General features: G+C 29.0%; 18 protein-coding genes. 2 read left to right on the forward strand and 16 right to left on the reverse strand.

Going from position 1 to position 18542, the window contains the following annotated elements; all coding sequences use genetic code 11:
* Nucleotides 1–293: 293 nt before the first annotated feature.
* Complete coding sequence (locus tag HBE96_RS04335; RefSeq protein ID WP_169296537.1) at nt 294–1322, reverse strand: deoxyguanosinetriphosphate triphosphohydrolase; 1029 nt, start codon at nt 1320–1322, stop codon at nt 294–296.
* 127 nt (nt 1323–1449) lie between these two features.
* On the opposite strand from HBE96_RS04335, the gene HBE96_RS04340 reads away from it, so the two are divergent.
* Entirely contained in the window at nt 1450–2517 is a 1068-nt protein-coding gene (locus HBE96_RS04340; protein ID WP_169296538.1) for a CotS family spore coat protein, read from the forward strand.
* 212 nt (nt 2518–2729) lie between these two features.
* On the opposite strand, the gene HBE96_RS04345 is transcribed toward HBE96_RS04340, so the two are convergent.
* From HBE96_RS04345 to HBE96_RS04365, 5 genes are all read right to left on the reverse strand, one after another.
* The gene (locus HBE96_RS04345) at nt 2730–3308 is read right to left on the reverse strand and encodes a hypothetical protein (protein WP_169296624.1); all 579 of its coding nucleotides are present in this window, start codon (nt 3306–3308) and stop codon (nt 2730–2732) included.
* A 193-nt stretch (nt 3309–3501) separates the two neighbouring features.
* Nucleotides 3502–4752 carry an SAM-dependent methyltransferase gene (locus HBE96_RS04350; RefSeq protein ID WP_169296539.1) on the reverse strand — a complete coding sequence of 417 codons (1251 nt, stop codon included), beginning with the start codon at nt 4750–4752 and terminating at the stop codon, nt 3502–3504.
* 53 nt (nt 4753–4805) lie between these two features.
* Nucleotides 4806–5510 carry a FadR/GntR family transcriptional regulator gene (locus HBE96_RS04355; protein WP_169296540.1) on the reverse strand — a complete coding sequence of 235 codons (705 nt, stop codon included), beginning with the start codon at nt 5508–5510 and terminating at the stop codon, nt 4806–4808.
* A 99-nt stretch (nt 5511–5609) separates the two neighbouring features.
* Nucleotides 5610–6314: an LrgB family protein gene (locus tag HBE96_RS04360; RefSeq protein ID WP_169296541.1), complete on the reverse strand. Its 705-nt coding sequence runs from the start codon at nt 6312–6314 to the stop codon at nt 5610–5612.
* On the reverse strand, nt 6307–6660 hold the full coding sequence (locus HBE96_RS04365; protein ID WP_169296542.1) for a CidA/LrgA family protein: 354 nt from the start codon (nt 6658–6660) through the stop codon (nt 6307–6309). The genes HBE96_RS04360 and HBE96_RS04365 overlap by 8 nt, the downstream gene beginning before the upstream one ends.
* A gap of 298 nt (nt 6661–6958) precedes the next feature.
* Here HBE96_RS04365 and HBE96_RS04370 point away from each other — a divergent pair, with 298 nt between their 5' ends.
* Complete coding sequence (locus HBE96_RS04370; protein ID WP_169296543.1) at nt 6959–7270, forward strand: phage integrase N-terminal SAM-like domain-containing protein; 312 nt, start codon at nt 6959–6961, stop codon at nt 7268–7270.
* 162 nt (nt 7271–7432) lie between these two features.
* Here the strand turns inward: HBE96_RS04370 and ppdK are convergent, their stop codons facing one another.
* From ppdK to yqfC, 10 genes are all read right to left on the reverse strand, one after another.
* Nucleotides 7433–10066, reverse strand: a complete 2634-nt coding sequence (gene ppdK, locus HBE96_RS04375) for a pyruvate, phosphate dikinase (protein ID WP_169296544.1) — start codon at nt 10064–10066, stop codon at nt 7433–7435.
* Nucleotides 10067–10145: 79 nt separating this feature from the next.
* Nucleotides 10146–10787: a transcriptional regulator CcpN gene (ccpN, locus tag HBE96_RS04380; protein WP_169296545.1), complete on the reverse strand. Its 642-nt coding sequence runs from the start codon at nt 10785–10787 to the stop codon at nt 10146–10148.
* 300 nt (nt 10788–11087) lie between these two features.
* The gene (locus HBE96_RS04385; protein WP_169296546.1) at nt 11088–11663 is read right to left on the reverse strand and encodes a DUF4342 domain-containing protein; all 576 of its coding nucleotides are present in this window, start codon (nt 11661–11663) and stop codon (nt 11088–11090) included.
* 41 nt (nt 11664–11704) lie between these two features.
* Nucleotides 11705–12496, reverse strand: coding sequence for a DNA repair protein RecO (gene recO / locus HBE96_RS04390; RefSeq protein WP_169296625.1), 792 nt, complete (start codon nt 12494–12496; stop codon nt 11705–11707).
* 74 nt (nt 12497–12570) lie between these two features.
* Complete coding sequence (gene era, locus HBE96_RS04395) at nt 12571–13452, reverse strand: GTPase Era (protein ID WP_169296547.1); 882 nt, start codon at nt 13450–13452, stop codon at nt 12571–12573.
* A gap of 127 nt (nt 13453–13579) precedes the next feature.
* Nucleotides 13580–14281, reverse strand: coding sequence for a diacylglycerol kinase (locus tag HBE96_RS04400; protein ID WP_169296548.1), 702 nt, complete (start codon nt 14279–14281; stop codon nt 13580–13582).
* Between the two features lie 27 nt (nt 14282–14308).
* Nucleotides 14309–14809 (reverse strand): rRNA maturation RNase YbeY, encoded by a 501-nt coding sequence (ybeY, locus tag HBE96_RS04405; protein WP_169296549.1) that lies wholly within the window; start codon nt 14807–14809, stop codon nt 14309–14311.
* Nucleotides 14810–14820: 11 nt separating this feature from the next.
* On the reverse strand, nt 14821–16896 hold the full coding sequence (locus tag HBE96_RS04410) for an HD family phosphohydrolase (RefSeq protein WP_169296550.1): 2076 nt from the start codon (nt 16894–16896) through the stop codon (nt 14821–14823).
* 163 nt (nt 16897–17059) lie between these two features.
* On the reverse strand, nt 17060–18202 hold the full coding sequence (yqfD, locus tag HBE96_RS04415; RefSeq protein ID WP_169296551.1) for a sporulation protein YqfD: 1143 nt from the start codon (nt 18200–18202) through the stop codon (nt 17060–17062).
* Nucleotides 18195–18494, reverse strand: a complete 300-nt coding sequence (gene yqfC / locus HBE96_RS04420; RefSeq protein ID WP_342590151.1) for a sporulation protein YqfC — start codon at nt 18492–18494, stop codon at nt 18195–18197. The genes yqfD and yqfC overlap by 8 nt, the downstream gene beginning before the upstream one ends.
* Between the last annotated feature and the right edge of the window lie 48 nt (nt 18495–18542).

Here is an 18542-nt window from a genome sequence, read left to right on the forward strand (position 1 = left end):
TTTATTATATGGAACTTCACTTTTAATGAAATAAGTTCCTTAAAATATAATGCTTTACTGATTACCTAACCACTTTCCATATGTACTCAGAAATAAATATATTCGACATAAATTACTATATTCCTTCTACAAAATTAAATATTTTTTTCTTTTCAATACCTAGATAATATATATATATTCTTTATAAATATTAAATTTCCTTCAAGGAATATGCATAATTTAAATAAATTACATATTTAAAGCTTATAATAATTCAATTGTTATTTTACCCATTTGATACTGAAAATTATTCCTTAGTAAATAACAATTTTAGGTACATATATACTATTAAAAAGTAGTAAACAGTAATCATCACTCATTCCCGCTATATAATCTGCTGTTCCCCTGTATAAGCCCTCATTTTCTACGATAGTTCTGTAGAATGATGGCATTTTATCTGGATTTTTCAAGAAATAATTAAAAACTTGTTCTAATACAAATTTTGCCTTATCTCTTTCTGTTTTAAGTACAGAACCTTTATAAATTTTTTCAAACATGAATTCTCTAAGCTTAATTAATGCTTTTCCTATATGTTCACTTAAAGCTATTTCTATTATTCCATTGTTTATATTATTTATAGAAGAATATATACAATCTTTTACTAATGTATCTACCCTTTTACCATGAGTTTTTCCTAATACCTCAATTAAATCCTTTGGTAATTCAGATTCTTTTAATAATTTTGCTCTTATAGAATCGTCTATATCATGATTTACATAAGCTATTTTATCACTAAACCTTACAACTTGTCCTTCTAAGGTAAACGCTTTTGATGCTGAATTAGAAAATCCACTGTGCTTAAGTATACCATCCAAAACTTCCTCTGTAAGGTTCATACCTCTTCCCTGGTTTTCTAATTTAGTTAACACTCTAACACTATGTTCATTGTGTTTAAACCCTCCTGGAAGTAGCCTATTTAGAACTTCTTCTCCATTATGGGCAAAAGCTACGTGACCTATATCATGTCCTATAGCAATGGCTTCAATTAGGTCTTCATTAAGCCCTATTCCTTTGCCTATAGTTTTGGCGATTTGGCAAACTTCTAAAGTATGAGTAAGCCTTGTTCTGTAATGATCTCCCCAGGTTTTGATATAAACTTGAGTTTTATGCTTAAGCCTTCTAAATGATTTGCAATGAACTATTCTATCTCTATCTACCATAAAACAAGTTCTTATTTCATCCTTCCTTTCACGAATTTTTCTTCCCTTAGAATTTGATGAAAATGTTGCTTCTTTTATTAGACTCAAATTTTCAATTTTTTCAATTTTTTCTCTTACAATCATATAAATCACCTTTTAATTTAATTCTATATTTTATATAAAAATTCCTTTTTTTTTACGCTAATGTATATTGTAAAAAGTTTTTTAATATTATTATATGGAGATAGCTTTTTAAGGAGTGTTATTAACAATGTCTTATCCTGTTAAAGAGTATAATATAAACCTATTATCCGAAGAAACTGTACAGAAATATGTACTTCCCCAATATAACCTTCATCAGGCACAGGTAGAACGAGTTAAATTTAAAAATACAGATAAACAAAGAGCTGTTTATAAAGTAAATTATTTAGATAAATATTATTGTTTAAAAAAGGTTTATTTTTCAAAGGAAGATCTACTCTTTGTATACTCTGCTGTTGAGTGGTTTTTTAGAAATAATATAAGTGTTCCAAGAATTCTTCCTACTACTAATAATAGCAGATTTGTTGATTTTAATAATATGTTATTCATACTAACTCCATGGGTGGAGGGAATTAAATGCGACTATGATAATAAGCAACATGTTATCTCCTCTATAAATAATCTATCCTTAATGCATGAAGTAGGAAAAAATTTTGTTTCCATAACTGGAAGCAACATTAAAGAAGGCTATGAAAATTTTCCAAAATCTATCACAAAGCATTTTGAACAAATTTTATATTCTTCTAACCTGGCCCTAAAATACAAAGATAAATTTTCAAAATTGTTTCTAGAACACTTTAAGGTTAATTCTTTGCTTGGTGAACTCTCATTGAAGACAGCATCTACTATGTGCATAGAAAACCTTAGCAAATCATTATGCCACCTAGATTATGTAAATAAAAATATAATTTTTGATAATGATAATAATGTCTGGGTAATCGATTTTGATAAATGTAGTATGGATTATTGCTGTCATGATATATCCTATTTTCTCAGAAGATTACTGAGAAGAAGCAATACTAATTGGAATTTAGAACTTGCTGTTGAATGTTTAAATTTGTATGACAAAACACATCCACTAAACATAGATGATTATAAATACATCCTTTCATATTTATGCTTTCCACAAAAATACTGGAAATTGTCTAGAGATTATTACAACAACATGGGAAAGTGCAACCATAATTCCTTTTTTTATTTGTTAAAGAATTCTTTAGAACTTGATGTTAGCCAACTAAATTTTGTATTAAATTTTGGTAAGTATATTGAAAATAAATTTAAAATCAAAATAACATAATAAAAACTGCTGACTTATAAAAGCCAGCAGTTAAATTTTTTACTTTCCTGGATTTTTAATTTCAGCTTGTACTACTGCAATGCTAATATGTAAATTCTAATTTTCACTATTATGGAACACTTTTCTTAACCATTAATATAAACTTACACTCTTTTATATAAGGCATTTACATATCTTCTATCTTATTTAATAGTATGTGTCAAAATCTAAACTTAAATATTCTTTTTTAACATCTCAGACAGTTCGTCGAAATTCTTTTTAGCTATTATGCCCTTATTTTTAAAATGTCGTATTTTTTCTTCACGACGTTTCCCATTTTTTTCGAAATTAGTTAACGCTTGTTTAATTGCATTTTTGAGGAGCGGAATTACATTAATTATTCGTTTTATTCCATAAACATATTCATCATCATAAAGTCTAAAACTTTCAAACAATCCTGATGTAAGCCTGCCATCAGAAAATATATAAATATATCTATCTCTCATTTCATCGGATAAATCAACCTCAATTTTATGTCTATATAATCTAAATGTAACATCATTCTTCTCTACAAATACAGGAAATACCGTAGAAAAAAGGAATACTATTTCTTCTTCCTCATCAACTAATCCTGAAAAATCACTTTCATTTAACTCATTCATAATCTCGTCAGTAAAGATACAGTCTTTTATTTTATTTCCTAATTTAATTCTAAACTTTCTTTCTTTCTCATCCCGTAGTAAATTATCAATTGAACTCAACAATCTGCCAATAGAACTTCCAACTTCCGGTATATCTTTATCTTCCTTCATATTTGTACTCACTCCTTTCGGTATATTCATGGTACAAAACCTAATTAACTGTTAACCTTTTAACTCCTCTATTCTTTCTCCAAGAATAATAGTTATCACTTAGTTTCTGTTTCTTAGTTTATATTTTTAAAAATGCCTATATCAAAATATACTTTATGAATATTAAAGTACTTATCATCTTCATAAGAAATTTTTAAATATCTTTATACATGTATTCTCTAGTTAACGGAATATTGAAACCTGACATTTTTTGTTCTTTTCCTAAAAGCACCTGATATACTGAAATAGATCCACCTTTAAAATTTAATGCACATCCTGTCATATAAAGCAACCATGTTCTATATACTAGCTCTGAAGCTGCTTTTATTGCCATATCCTTATTAGCTTGTAAATTATTAACCCAACATCTTAAGGTTTTAAAATAATGCTCTCTTAAACATTCAACATCATAAACTTCAAAATTTTCCTGTTCCATAATATCTTGAACATAGCTTATACTGTTCAATTCTCCACCAGGAAAAATATACTTTTCAATGAATTCGGATTCATCCTTTGCAACTTTATAGTTTTTTGATTTTGTGATACCATGATTCAAAAATAAACCATCACTTTTTAGTAACCTGTTCATAATTTTAAAATACTCTGGAAGGTTTTTTGTTCCTACATGTTCAAACATTCCAATACTTACTATCTTATCATATACTTCATTTCCTTCTATATCACGGTAATCTTTTAATTCAACAAAACATTTATCCTGTATACCTTCTTTTTTAATTCTATCACATACATACTTATATTGTTCTTCACTTATTGTTACACCATGCGCTTCAACTCCATAATGCTTTGCTGCCCATATAATCATTGATCCCCAGCCACATCCGACATCTAGAAACTTTTCTCCTGCCTTCAATCTTAACTTCCTACATATGTGATCCAATTTATTTTCTTCAGCTGTTGTTATATCTTCATTTTCGTCTCTAAAATATGCACAAGAATAAACCATACTAGGTCCCAAAAATAATCTATAGAAATCATTTGATATATCATAATGATGAGAAATATTTTCTTTATCTTTTTCTTTTGTATGCATATTTAATTTTGGTAAGGACGCTGTCTTTAAGAATATAGACACTTTATCCTTTCCTGATACTTCTAAATTCTCAAGTTCTTCCTTCAATTGTATAGCTGAAAATATATCTCCTTCAATATCAAAGCTTTTATTCATATATGCCTCTGCAAATGCTATAATGTCAGGATGCATTAATAATCTATTGAACTCTTCCCTATCATTAAAGCTTAATGTAAAGTCAGCTTTATCGGAATACTTTATACTTTCTCCATTCCAAAATTTCATATTAAAGTTTTTATTAGTATTACTAAAAATTTGTTCTATTTTGCTTATTAACTCATGGTCTAGCCTTTCTCTTTTTACAGTGTTAATCATAATTATTTCCCCCATCTTATTTCATAAACAACACTTTTATTTTTGAGCATTATTTATTTTTTAATTGTTTTACTAATATAACCATCTGTATATTCTAAATGCTTTAGCATAGCCATAGATGCACCAACAGAATCATGATTTTTTATAGCCTGAATTATATCTTCATGCTGTTTTTTTACTACATTTCTATTTTCTGCGTTTCGAAACATGTTGGTTAATACATCTTCAATATATGTTTCTACTAAAGTTGATGCTGCAAACATCATATTAGAAACTAAATAGTTTCCTGATGCCTGAACAATTTTATAGTGCATTTTCTTATCTAATTCTGCACATTTCTCTTCACTCTCTGTACTATTTAATAAATTGAATAGCTCTTCTATTTCTTGAAGCTGTTCATCATTTATGTTTTTCGCCGCTAATGCTGCCATTCCAGGTTCAGTAAATTTTCTCAAATCTAAAATTTCATCTGTTTTACTTCCATGAAGCATAAACGCCATAGAAAGTGGTTCAAGCAAACTATCTTCAAAACTATCCTTTATAAAATTTCCTTCACCTATTTTACACTTAATAATCCCTAATATTTCCAAAACCCTTAAAGCTTCTCTTACCGATGTTCTGCTCACATTAAGTTGTTCACACAACTCTCTTTCAGAAGGTAGTTTATCTCCACATCTCAGTTCACCTTTTTCTATTAAACCTTTAATGTTTTCTATTACCTTTTCATATACTCTTGTAGTTTTTGTTGTATTAAGCATTCAAAATTTCCTCCAAAAATAAGATACTTTTAATTTTTTATCTTATCATTATAAATTTCTTCAATTATTTCAACAAGCATTTCCATTTATTAAGTAGAATTATTTAATAATCAAAAAAAACAGATTCCACATAATAGGAGCTAAAAAAACAGTAATAATTCCTGAAAGTGCCATAGTCAAACCACTCATTGCTCCCTCAGTTTCTCCAATTTCCATAGCTTTTGCAGTACCAACTGCATGAGAAGAAGCACCCATAGCAATTCCCATTGCAACTCTATCATTAATTTTAAAAATTGAATATAAATAAGGCCCAATAATTGATCCAAGTACACCAGTAAGTATAATTGCTACCACAGTAATTGATTGTAGTCCACCTAACTGTTTTGATAAAGCCATACCTATTGGTGTAGTAATAGATTTAGGCATTAAAGATTTTATTATTAAATCAGATAAATTAAAGAATTTGCAAAGTAAAATTATACAAGAAATCCCACATACATTACCACACAAAATTCCTATGATTATAGGTAAAGCATTTTCTTTAAATAAAGTGAACTTTTTATACATAGGTAAAGCTAATGCAACTGTTGCAGGATACAAAAAAAACGATATAAGTTGACCTCCACTATTAAAAGCTTCGTATTTTATATGAAATTTTGTTAGGAAAAAAATTAATATTATCATAGCAATTAGTAAAGGATTAAGGATTGAAAGTTTTGTTATTTTATTTATATAAACTCCTATTGTATAAGCAATTAGCGAAATTAGTACACCAAATAATGGAGAATTAATAATATCATTCATGTGAATTCACCTTTCTTAAAAATTTTACTGTATAAGCTGTTATTAACCAAAACACTATGGTTGAAACAATCAAAATAATTATGAATACTATCCATTTTCCCTTTAACACTCCAAATGCATTCATTAAACCTACCCCAGCAGGAATAAATAAAAATGACATATTTGATATCAAAAATTCACATACGTCCTCAATCATTTCAACTTTAATAATTCCTATTTGTAATGCAAGGAAAAGTAAAATCAACCCAATGACAGTGCCCGGAATTGGTAAATGGAATAATGTTTGTAGTAATTGTCCTATAAAATATGTAGTTAAAATAATCATTAATTGAATTAAATATTTCAACTAAATCACCTCTCTATCTATATGTAAATTTTGCACACTAGTGGTTATACCGGTCATACCAATAGCAAATTAATGCTAGTCTACCACTTTTTTTATTACATTGCAATACATATTTTTTTTATTTATTGCAAAATACTACAAAAAGTGATAAACTAACTTCAACCAAGCAACTGGTATTACCGGTATGACCTTTACAAATAAATTTATAAAGAAGATGTGTTAAATAAAAGTAACTGAAATTTTAAAAAGTAATGCTTGCTTGGGCATGTACGATTTGTTCACAATGGAGGTAATATAAGTGTTAGAAAAATTTGAAAACTATCTATTATATAAAGAACATAAAAGTTCTAGTACAATTAAAACATATTCAAGATGTATACAAAAATTTATTAATTGGTACTATAATAGCATTGATGAAAAGATTTTGAAATTAGATATGAAAGTAATTAATAATTATAAAGACTATTTAATATTCATAAAAAAAAGAAAACAAACGACCATAAATGTTGAACTTTGTGCATTGATCAAGTTTAATAGTTTTTTCTACTACAAAAATGCACCTAAAAATTACATTCAAAGTAAAAAGAGTAAAAATGTTAACTATTCTTAACTTATTGGACACTAACAATAAAATTATATATAAAAAAGTATTGCAATCTAAATCAATAACAATTTAAATTGCAATACTTTATATTTTCTATAATATCCATAGTCTCAAATGCGCATTTTATAAAAATTTTTAAACTATACTTATAACATTGGCTTTTTTACTTTATTTTCTTGGATTTTTAATTTGAGCCTGTGCTGCAGCAAGTCTTGCTACTGGAACTCTAAATGGTGAACATGATACATAATCAAGTCCAACGTTATGACAGAATTCAACAGAAGATGGATCTCCTCCATGTTCGCCGCATATTCCAAGATGAATGTCTTTTCGTGTAGACCTTCCAAGCTCTACAGCCATTTTAACAAGTTTACCAACTCCATCTTGATCTAATTTTTGGAATGGATCAAACTCATATACTTTTTTATCATAGTAATCTCCTAAGAATTTACCTGCATCATCTCTTGAGAAACCAAATGTCATCTGAGTTAAATCATTTGTTCCAAATGAGAAGAATTCAGCTTCCTTAGCTATTTCATCAGCTGTAATAGCAGCTCTTGGTATCTCTATCATAGTACCTACTAAATATTTCATTTCAATACCTGATTCAGCTATTATTTCATCAGCAACTTTTACAACTGTATCTTTTACATATTTTAATTCTTTAACCTCTCCTACAAGTGGAATCATTATTTCAGGGATTATGTCAAATTTCTTTCTCTTTTTAACATCTAGAGCTGCTTCTATTACTGCTCTTGTCTGCATTTCTGCTATTTCAGGATAAGATACTGTAAGTCTGCAACCTCTGTGTCCCATCATTGGATTAAATTCATGTAAGGATTCAACAGTAGCCTTCAAATCTTCAAAACCTAATCCCATTTCTTTAGCTAAATCTTTAATGTCCTCATCATCAGAAGGTAAAAATTCATGTAGTGGTGGATCTAAGAATCTTATAGTTACTGGTCTTCCTTCCATAGCTTCATAAATTCCTATAAAGTCCTCTTTTTGCATTGGCAATATCTTAGCTAAAGCTTTTCTTCTTTGTTCTTCAGTTTTTGAAATTATCATTTCTCTAACTGCTGGTATTCTATCCTCATCAAAGAACATATGCTCTGTTCTGCATAGACCTATTCCCTGTGCTCCAAACTTAACTGCATGCATCGCATCTCTTGGAGTATCTGCATTAGTTCTAACTTTTAATGATCTTATTTCATCTGCCCAGTTCATAAATGTTTCGAAATAACCACTTATTTCTGGTTCTACTGTTTTAATTGCCTGACCATATACATTACCTGTACTACCATCTAGTGATATGTAGTCTCCTTTATGGTAAACATCTCCACCTACCTCAAAAGTTCCATTCTTTTCGTTTATTCTTATATCACCACAACCAGCTACACAGCAAGTACCCATACCTCTTGCTACTACTGCTGCATGTGAAGTCATTCCACCTCTAGCTGTAAGTATTCCTTCAGATGCAACCATTCCTTCTATATCTTCAGGTGAAGTTTCTAATCTTACAAGTACAACTTTTTCTCCCTGTTCATGATGCTGTTTAGCTTCTTCTGCTGTAAAGTAAACCTTACCACAAGCAGCTCCTGGTGATGCTGGTAATCCTTTAGCTATTACTCTAGCATTCTTCATTTCTACTTGATCAAAGTTGGGATGTAAAAGTGCATCAAGTTGTTTAGGATCAACTTTTAATAAAGCTTCCTGTTTTGTAATTAATCCCTCATTAACCATATCTACAGCTACTTTTAATGCAGCTTGAGCTGTTCTTTTACCATTTCTTGTTTGTAAGAAATATAACTTTCCTTGCTCTATAGTAAATTCCATATCCTGCATGTCTTTGTAATGGTTTTCTAGTCTTTGTGCTATGTTCATAAACTGATCATAACATTCTGGTAAATCTTCTTTTAATTTAGCAATTGGCTGAGGTGTTCTTATTCCAGCAACAACATCTTCACCCTGTGCATTAATTAAATATTCTCCAAATATAAGTTTTTCACCAGTAGCTGGGTTTCTTGTGAATGCAACACCTGTTCCTGATGTTTCTCCCATATTACCAAATACCATAGACTGTACATTTACAGCAGTGCCCCAATCTCCCGGTATATCATTCAATCTTCTGTATACATTAGCTCTTGGATTATCCCATGATCTAAATACTGCAGTTATAGCCTCAATTAACTGTTCTTTAGGATCCTGTGGAAACGGTCTTCCCATCTCTTTTTGATATATAGCCTTAAAATTTTTAACTACATCCTTTAAGTCTGAGGCACTTAAATCTGTATCAAACTTAGCTCCTTTATTTTCTTTAGCTTTATCTAATACATCTTCAAATTTTCTTTTTTCAATCCCCATAACTACATCTGAAAACATTTGTATAAATCTTCTGTAAGAATCATAAGCAAATCTTTCATTATTAGTTAATTTGCTTACGCCTTCTACTGTATCATCATTTAATCCTAAGTTTAAAATTGTATCCATCATGCCTGGCATGGAAACCCTAGCCCCTGATCTTACTGAGACTAATAAAGGATTTTCAACATTACCAAACTTTTTATTTGTTTTTTCTTCCATAACACTCAATGCTTCATAAACCTGAGCAATTATATTGTCATTTAACTTTCTTCCATCCTCATAGTATTTAGTGCATGCTTCAGTTGATACCGTAAATCCCTGTGGAACAGGTATCCCCAAGTTTGTCATTTCTGCTAGATTGGCCCCCTTACCACCTAACAAATTCCTCATAGCAGCGTTACCTTCATTAAAAAGATACACGTATTTTTTGCTTTCCATAAGTAACATCCCCTTCGATTGTTTTTCTATTTTTGTATATGTTAAATGGATGTTTATCCATTTACTCAACAATTATATTTTATCCATTTTCCCCCATTTTTACAAACAATCTTGTTATATTAGTTTTAGAAACTTTACCAATGATTCTGAGTACTTCTTTTGCACCATTATAGGATTTTTCCACTACAGGCAAACTATCCACCTCATGCTCCATTATTTTATGTGCTGATAAGTATGCATTATCATCTTTTTCAACAAATACAATATTGGGCATTCTAGTCATTATTATGCCTACAGGTACTTTATGCATGTCTGTACCTCCCATAGCTATCTTAAGAAAATCTTTTCTTGAAACAGCTCCAGTAAGTATTCCATTGTTTTCTATAAACAATGTTCCTACATCATTTAAAAACAAATGCACTATAGCATCATACACTGTTGTGTTTTCATCTACTACTACAGGCTTAGACATTATATCCTGTACCTTGATATTTCTTATATAATCATATACTAAACTATGAGAAGGCTTTTGTGAATATATATATCCCACCTTTGGCTTTGCTTCTAAAATACTTGTCATAGTTAGCACTGCCAAATCTGGTCTTAGTGCCGCCCTTGTAACACTTAATTTAGATGCTAGCTTTTCGCTTGTTATAGGCTCATTTTCTTTTACTAATTTTATTATTTGTTCTTGCCTCGGTGATAATTTAATAGTGTTCACCCTCCCTCTTTATCCTTAACTTTTAAATAAAAATTTAGTTAAAGAAGCTTTGTTCAACTTAAGTGTATTATGTACACTTATTATTATAACATTATATAACAATAAGTACTATATAGCTTTCAATTTTTTACTTTAAATTTATTAAATATTGTATATTAATTTGATTTTTCTCTAAATTCCATTAATTTTCATATAATATCATTAATAAACATTTAATGAATATTTTGTATCAATTTTATGCTGCAATAAAAAGTCAGCAATTAAAATTTTATTCGCTGACTTCTTGATTATCTTTCAGCTTCACTCTTTTTTATCATCATTTTTTACATCTTCAAACTTTACAGTGTAACTAAAAGTATTTTCTTCTTCTTTATTTTGATTATTACTTGAAAATTTCTCTTTTACAGTATTCGCCGCATCAAATACTTTATCCTTCATATCATGCATTGTATCTTTTACATTCGTTTTTATAACTTTGTTTATTATCTCTATAGATCCATCGTCCTTAGTAATTTCTATAGTAACTTTAGTTACTACTGCTGTTAATATTCCTATGGCAATTAATGGTGGCCATATTAGTACCGTTAAAGTTGCTGCAATACCTGCATTAACTGGAATATCAACAACTACTCTATCATCCTTTTTTATTTTTATTCTATTTATGTTTCCCCTCTTTACCAGATCCTTTATCCAGTTTAAGAATTCATCCTTTGATGTATATATATCATTCATAGTTGATTTCTTATTTTGCTCAATATATATTAATGCGTCAACTACATTTCCCTCACAAACTTCTAAAGCTTCCTTAGCTTCTGTATAGCTGACTTCTGTTCGTTCTCTTATAATGTCAATTTTTTCTAATGTAATTTCACTCATCATTTCCACTCCTTTTTAATAGTTTACTATTATTATATGGCTTAGACTTCATTCTGTTTAAAGTTTTCTAAATAATTAAGTATATCTAAACTTTTAGGTTTTCTAAAATAGCTTTGACCAATAAATTGTGATAGTACTTTGTAAATCTCATACTTTATTTCTTTTGATAGGTTAACCCTATGTACATTTTCAAGAGGAATTTTAAATAAATACTTAATGGCATTATATGCTGCATAGCTTACATTTAAACCATTGATTTTTTCACAATCACTACAAACTCCTCCAGAATATTGAAAACTAACATAGTTAGAAGTATTTATTTTTTTTCTACATATACAGCAGTGTTCCAAATTAAAACCATATCCTGTAGCCTGCAAAACCTTTAATTCAAAAGCTCTTGCTAAAATTTCTATATCAACAGCTTTATTTTTTATAAGATAAAAAGCTGTAATTAATAATTTAAAAAGATCTCTATTACTTTCCTCATCCTGCATAGATATGTCTATAATTTCACAAAAATAAGATGCATAAGTTAATGTATCTAAATCATTAAGTAGTTCTTGAAATGAATCTATAACTGAACTTTCATTAATCACATATAAACTCTTTCCTTTATAAACTACATAATCTCCATAACAAAATTGTAGTGTATTTGTAAATAACTTATTACTACTTTTCTTTGAACCTTTCGCAATAGTTGATATTTTCCCTAGTTTCTCACTAAATAACCAGACAAGCTTATCTGACTCTTTTATATCTTGAGTTTTTATAACTACAGCTCTAGTTTTAAATATGGACAGAAAACCACCTCCTTGATAGTTTACAGTACATATCTTATAGGCTTTTTTAATGTACAGATAGATTAACTATACATTACTGATAATATTATATCCCTTAATATTATAATTTATTTATATCCAAGTTCCTTTAAAATGCTAGAACTATCTCTCCATTCTTTTTTTACTTTAACCCAGAGTTTAAGATTAACCTTAGCTCCTAAAAATTTTTCTATATCCTGTCTAGCATAAGTTGATATCTTTTTTAACATAGCTCCATTTTTACCTATTATTATACCTTTATGTGAATCTTTTTCACATAATATAGTAGCATCTATATGAAAGGTACCTTTTTCATTTTTTTTCATAGATATAATTTCTACAGCTGTACCATGTGGAACCTCTTGTGAAAGCAATCTTAATGCTTTTTCTCTTATAGTCTCTGCTACAACAAATCTCTCCTGTTGATCTGTAATCATATCTTCTGGATAGTATTTAGGTCCCTCTGGCATATACTCTACCATAAGTTTTTTTAACTCATCTACATTTTTCCCTTTTAATGCCGAAATAGGTATAATCTCTGAAAAACTAAATGCCTTTGAATAATTATCTAAAGACATTGCAACTCTTTCTTGAGTGTTTTCATCAATTTTATTTAAAACTAAAAATACTGGCACATCATACTCCTTTAATTGCTCAAGTATATACATGTCACCTCTTCCAATTTCCTCTTCTGGATTTGTAAGGAACAGTATTAGATCTACTTCTTTTATTGAATCTTGTGCTATTTTCACCATATATTCACCAAGCTTATGCTTAGGTTTGTGAATACCAGGAGTATCAACAAACACAAGTTGAAAATCTTTTTCTGTAAGTATAGTTTGTATGTTATTCCTTGTTGTTTGCGGCTTACAAGAAACAATGGATAACTTTTCTCCCATTATTGAATTTAATAATGTTGATTTTCCCACATTAGGTCTTCCTATTATTGTTATAAATCCTGATTTAAACATATATTCTCTCCTTATTTCTGCAAATCTTCTTAATATAAGTAAGTTGTAAATAAATTATAGCATTATCTTCATTCATTGCAATGTTTTTATTTCATTTATAACCGCATTATCAAACAATTAGCTATATTTATCCGAATATTCTAAATAGCAACACAGTAATTAAGGTTCCGAAAATTCCACCTGCAATAACTTCTATTACAGAATGGACTTCTGAGTCTACTCTACTTTGAGCAACTATAAAAGCTAATATGTAACTTAGAACTACTACTGCTAATTGCCCGGTAATAAGTGCTATAGTTGTAGCTATTGAAAAAGCAATGGCACTGTGGCCACTGGGCATTCCACCCTTAAGAGGTGTTCCTTCTCCGAAAATAGCTTTTATCACTAAGGTAGTTATACTTACAATAGCTAGTATTATAAAAATCACATAGGGACTAGTACTTTTTACTTTCATTATTAATATAAAATTTATGTACTTTAATTTATCCCAAAATATTATGTATCCTACCACTACAGCATTTATAGCTGCTACTAATACTCCACCTGCTGCCACATTCTTAGCTAATTTGACTAATGGGTGGTAATAGTTAGTAGTAGCATCCACTGCAAATTCTATAGCTGTATTCATAAGTTCGGCCATAATTACCATACTTATGGTTATTGTTATGGCCAACAGTTCTATTTTAGTTAAATCATAAAAAAAGCAGGCAGTTAAAACTAGTAGTGCTGAAATCATATGTATTTTCATATTTCTTTGAGTTCTAACTGCATATATAATCCCCTCTATAGCATAATTGAAACTGTCAAGTAATTTTTTTACTTTTTTCATAATTTCACTCTACTTTCTTTATAGGTATTATCTAGTTAAATTAAACTCTTCAAGTATTTCTTCCTCTCTTTTTCTCATAACTTTTTTTTCACTTTCTTCCATATGGTCATATCCCAATAAATGGAGTACTGAATGTATAGTAAGGTAAACCACTTCTCTAATAAAAGAATGATTAAATTCTATACTCTGCTCTTTTGCTTTTTCAAGAGAAAGAGCTATATCTCCTAAAACTAAACTTCCTTCATCTAAATCAATATCAGGGAAAATAAAATCTTTATAAACATCTTTAAATACTTTTCCTTTTTCATAATCTAACATTGGAAAAGAAAGTACATCTGTAACCTTGTCAATATTTCTATTCTCTAAATTTATTTCATTTATTTTTTCATTATCCACAAATACTACACTTACTTCGCAGGGTACATTAACTTTTTCCTCCTTTAATGCATATTCAATAATATCTGCTATATTTTTTTCTAATTCCTCTGTAATTTGTATTTTATCTTGTCTATTGTCTATAAAAATCATATTTACACTCCTTATCTATTTGCCCATTTATCTTCAGGATATTCTATTCTTTGATGATATATTCCCGTAAGAACCTTTAAAAAAGATTTTCTTATTTTATTTATGTCTTTTAAAGTAAGATTACAATTATCTAGCTGTCCTTCATTTAATCTATCTTTTATAATTTTATTTACCATTTCCTCAATTTTACCCTTAGTAGGCTCATTTATAGATCTCACTGCAGCTTCTACAGCATCAGCTAGCATTATTATAGCACCTTCCTTTGTATCAGGTACAGGTCCAGCATATCTAAAATCTTCCTCTTTAATATCTTCAGGTCTTTCACTTGAATTTTTCATTGTTATATAAAAATATTTTACAAGAGATGTTCCATGATGTTGTTCTATTATATCCCTTACAGCCTTTGGAATCTTATATTGCTTTGCAAGCTCCACCCCATCTTTTACATGTGAAGTAATTATGAGAGTGCTTAAATTAGGAGTAATCTTATTATGCGGATTATCATTTCCTAACTGATTTTCTTTAAAAAAATACGGTCTTTTTATCTTTCCAACATCATGATAATAAGCCGCTACTCTTGCAAGAACAGGATTTCCACCTACTTCTTCTGCTGCTACCTCTGCAAGATTCCCTACTAAAATGCTGTGATGATAGCTTCCTGGTGCCTCCATCAATAACCTTTTTAATAAAGGATGGTTAGGATTCGATATTTCTAGTAATTTTATAGTAGTTATTATATCAAAAATATTCTCAAAAAACGGAAGAAGCCCTATTGTAAGTATGCCTGATAATATACTTCCAATACACGCAAGCAAAGCTTTTTGAGTAACATCTGCTGCACTATTACTTAACAAGAATCCCATGGAAAATGTTAAAATAACATTCATAACAGAAATATATATAGATGAATATAAAATGTCATTTCTTTGTTGCATTTTTTTTAATATTACAGCTCCAATAACAACATTTACTAATGCTAATATTGTTATTTCTGTATTAAATTCTACAGCTCCACTTATAAGAACACAGTTCAATGTACTTATAGCTAAAGAAACTTTATAATTTACTAAAAGCGTGAAAATCATAGGTATACATGCCAGCGGTATCAAAAACGGTGAAATTACAGATAAGCTTCTCGCTAAAAGTATAGCTATACAGTTCAATATATTTATCATTATAAGCTTATTTACGTCGCTGTATATATTGTTATGGTATTTATAAAGATAAAACCATTGTAAAAACATTATTAATAAAATCAGTATACCTAAACAAATATATATGTACCATTCAGAATTATAATTATTATTTAAAAGCCCTAAGTTTTTTAATATTTCTACTTGATACTTTGTAACTGGCTCTCCCTCTTTTACTATTATTTGATCCTTTTTTATCATAACAGGAGCAACTTTCTTCATTGCGTCCTTTTTTAATTCTTCAGTTTTATCTTTATCATAGAAAAAATTAGGAGTAATTAGCCCATATCCCAAACTAGCTGCTGTGTCTTTCAAATATTTAGGAATTTTTGATCCATTTACTTTTAGTTGTATACTTTCTTGTGCTTTTTTAATGTCTTCCTGATTATCTTTTTGACTATTATCACTTATATTATTATTATCATATATATCAGACATAGTTTTAGCTATAAAATCCTGAACGATTTTTAAATCATCCTTACTTAACTTTAACAAAGTTAAGTAATCATCATCAGATAAACTTATGTCTGCATTACTTTTTAGCTTTTGAAGCTTATCTTTTTCTTCACCCGGTGAATCTTTTATTTGCACTATCTTTGAAAAAAACGAATTTATTTTACTCACAGTTTCTGTTTTAATTTCTGTCTTTTTATTATACTGTATAGGTACAGAATCTAAAGCTTGCTGTATCCTTGCTTGTGTAGATAATTCATCTTTAACTTCCCTTGGAGCTTTTATATCTACTCTAGCAATATCGCCTTCCTTTAAGCTATACTTTTTTGTAACTACTGAAGTCGCTAATACAGAATAAATAAATATAAATGTTAAAATAAAAGTAATTATTCTATTTGTTTTTTCTTTAATAAACAATTCTTTTATGGATAGTTTTTTCATTTCAACCACCTTTTCTGTTTATACGAATCCATATTTTATCCAGCAGTTATACATTACATAAATTACTCAACATTCGCACATACAAAATTTAAACTTAATATAATAAGCAAAATGCGAAAGTTGAGTAAATTAAATTTTATATACTTGATATAATATGAATACCTTATTGTATTGGCTGTTCTAAAGCTACGTTTTCTTCCGCTACAACCAATACTCGTACTCTATAAGACTCTCCCTGTTCATAGTTTACTATTTTATCTACAATTTTAACAGATTTGTCTAGGTTTGCACATATCTTTGAATAAAGTTCATCATAAGTATCATTCACTACTTTCTTTGGATCTCTATGAATAACAGTTTCTTTTACTTCATAATAATCTTCAATACCAATACTAAATCTACTACTTTCCATTTTATCATATTTACTAAACTTATTTCCTGATTTTTTTAAATATAGCTTTTTACCACTAATTTTTATATATATGCTTTGATCTTTTCTACCCGTTCGTTCTTTTTTCAGAGTATCTATTTTAACATCTTTGGTTTCCTCATAAAAAGTCCTGCATATTACACTTCCTACTGCATGAACAGGATATGTTGAATTTTCATTTCCTTGTTCTCCCTTGACTATAATTTGTCCTTTTCTAATCATGTCTCCTCTTTTTACTGCAGAAGTACCTGCTTTTGTATATACCCTTATTACTTCACCATCTTTTTTAGCAACTAAATCACATGGTTTATCGTCTACTGCAATATTAGGTGGTGACTGCCTCTCCATGGCAGAAACTTTAAGTTTAGCTCCCTCTACTCTAGCTTTTACCCACATTATATTAGCATTATTTTTCATAAGGTTTTCTTCTATTTCATACACATTTATATTTCTTTTGTTAATTCCAGGTGTTATACCGCAGGATTTAAGCTGTTGTCTTATTTCATAAGGCGTCAAATTATGATCTACTGTTATTTCTATGTTCCATATAAACGTAGATAAATAATAAATTATACCTATAAATAATATTATACCAGCCGCTAAAGCACTTCTTCCTTTTACTTTTATTAAAAAAAATGCAAATCCTTTTCTTTCAAGTATCTTTACTTTAGATCTTGTCCTTTTCGCTGCACTTTTCAACTTACCATAATCCTTCAAACTTATATCTATGTTCATTGTGGTAATGTCTTTTTTAGTGATGTTTTTAATTTTAACATCATTTTCCCATAAGAGATTGATAAACTTTTCAGGTACTAGAGATCGAACTTCTACAGTAATTATACCACTTTTATATTTTTCAAAGTTGAAATTACTCATTTGCCTCATAAACTATCGATTTAAACTTTCCTCCTACTGTAAGGGTAGTCCCTCCCATAAACAGTATTTCAAACTGACTTCCATGTATACATATCGATCCTATACCTGAATTTACTTTCACTTCATTTTCATTAAATACAGCTACTCCCCTATGATTTTCTATTATTATTTCACTATGTCCTGTTACTGTAATTTTAGGCACATTTAAAATTACATCTCTTGGTAAATCTAATTTATTAGCGATATTTTGTTTTGTTCTATTTAGTTTTATCCTATTAAATTTCCCCCCCACTTTATCACCTCTAAAAATACTTCCATATTAATTTATGTAGAAGTATTT

The sequence above is a fragment of the Clostridium muellerianum genome (genome assembly GCF_012926525.1).
GTDB classification, from domain to species: Bacteria; Bacillota; Clostridia; order Clostridiales; family Clostridiaceae; genus Clostridium_AM; species Clostridium_AM muellerianum.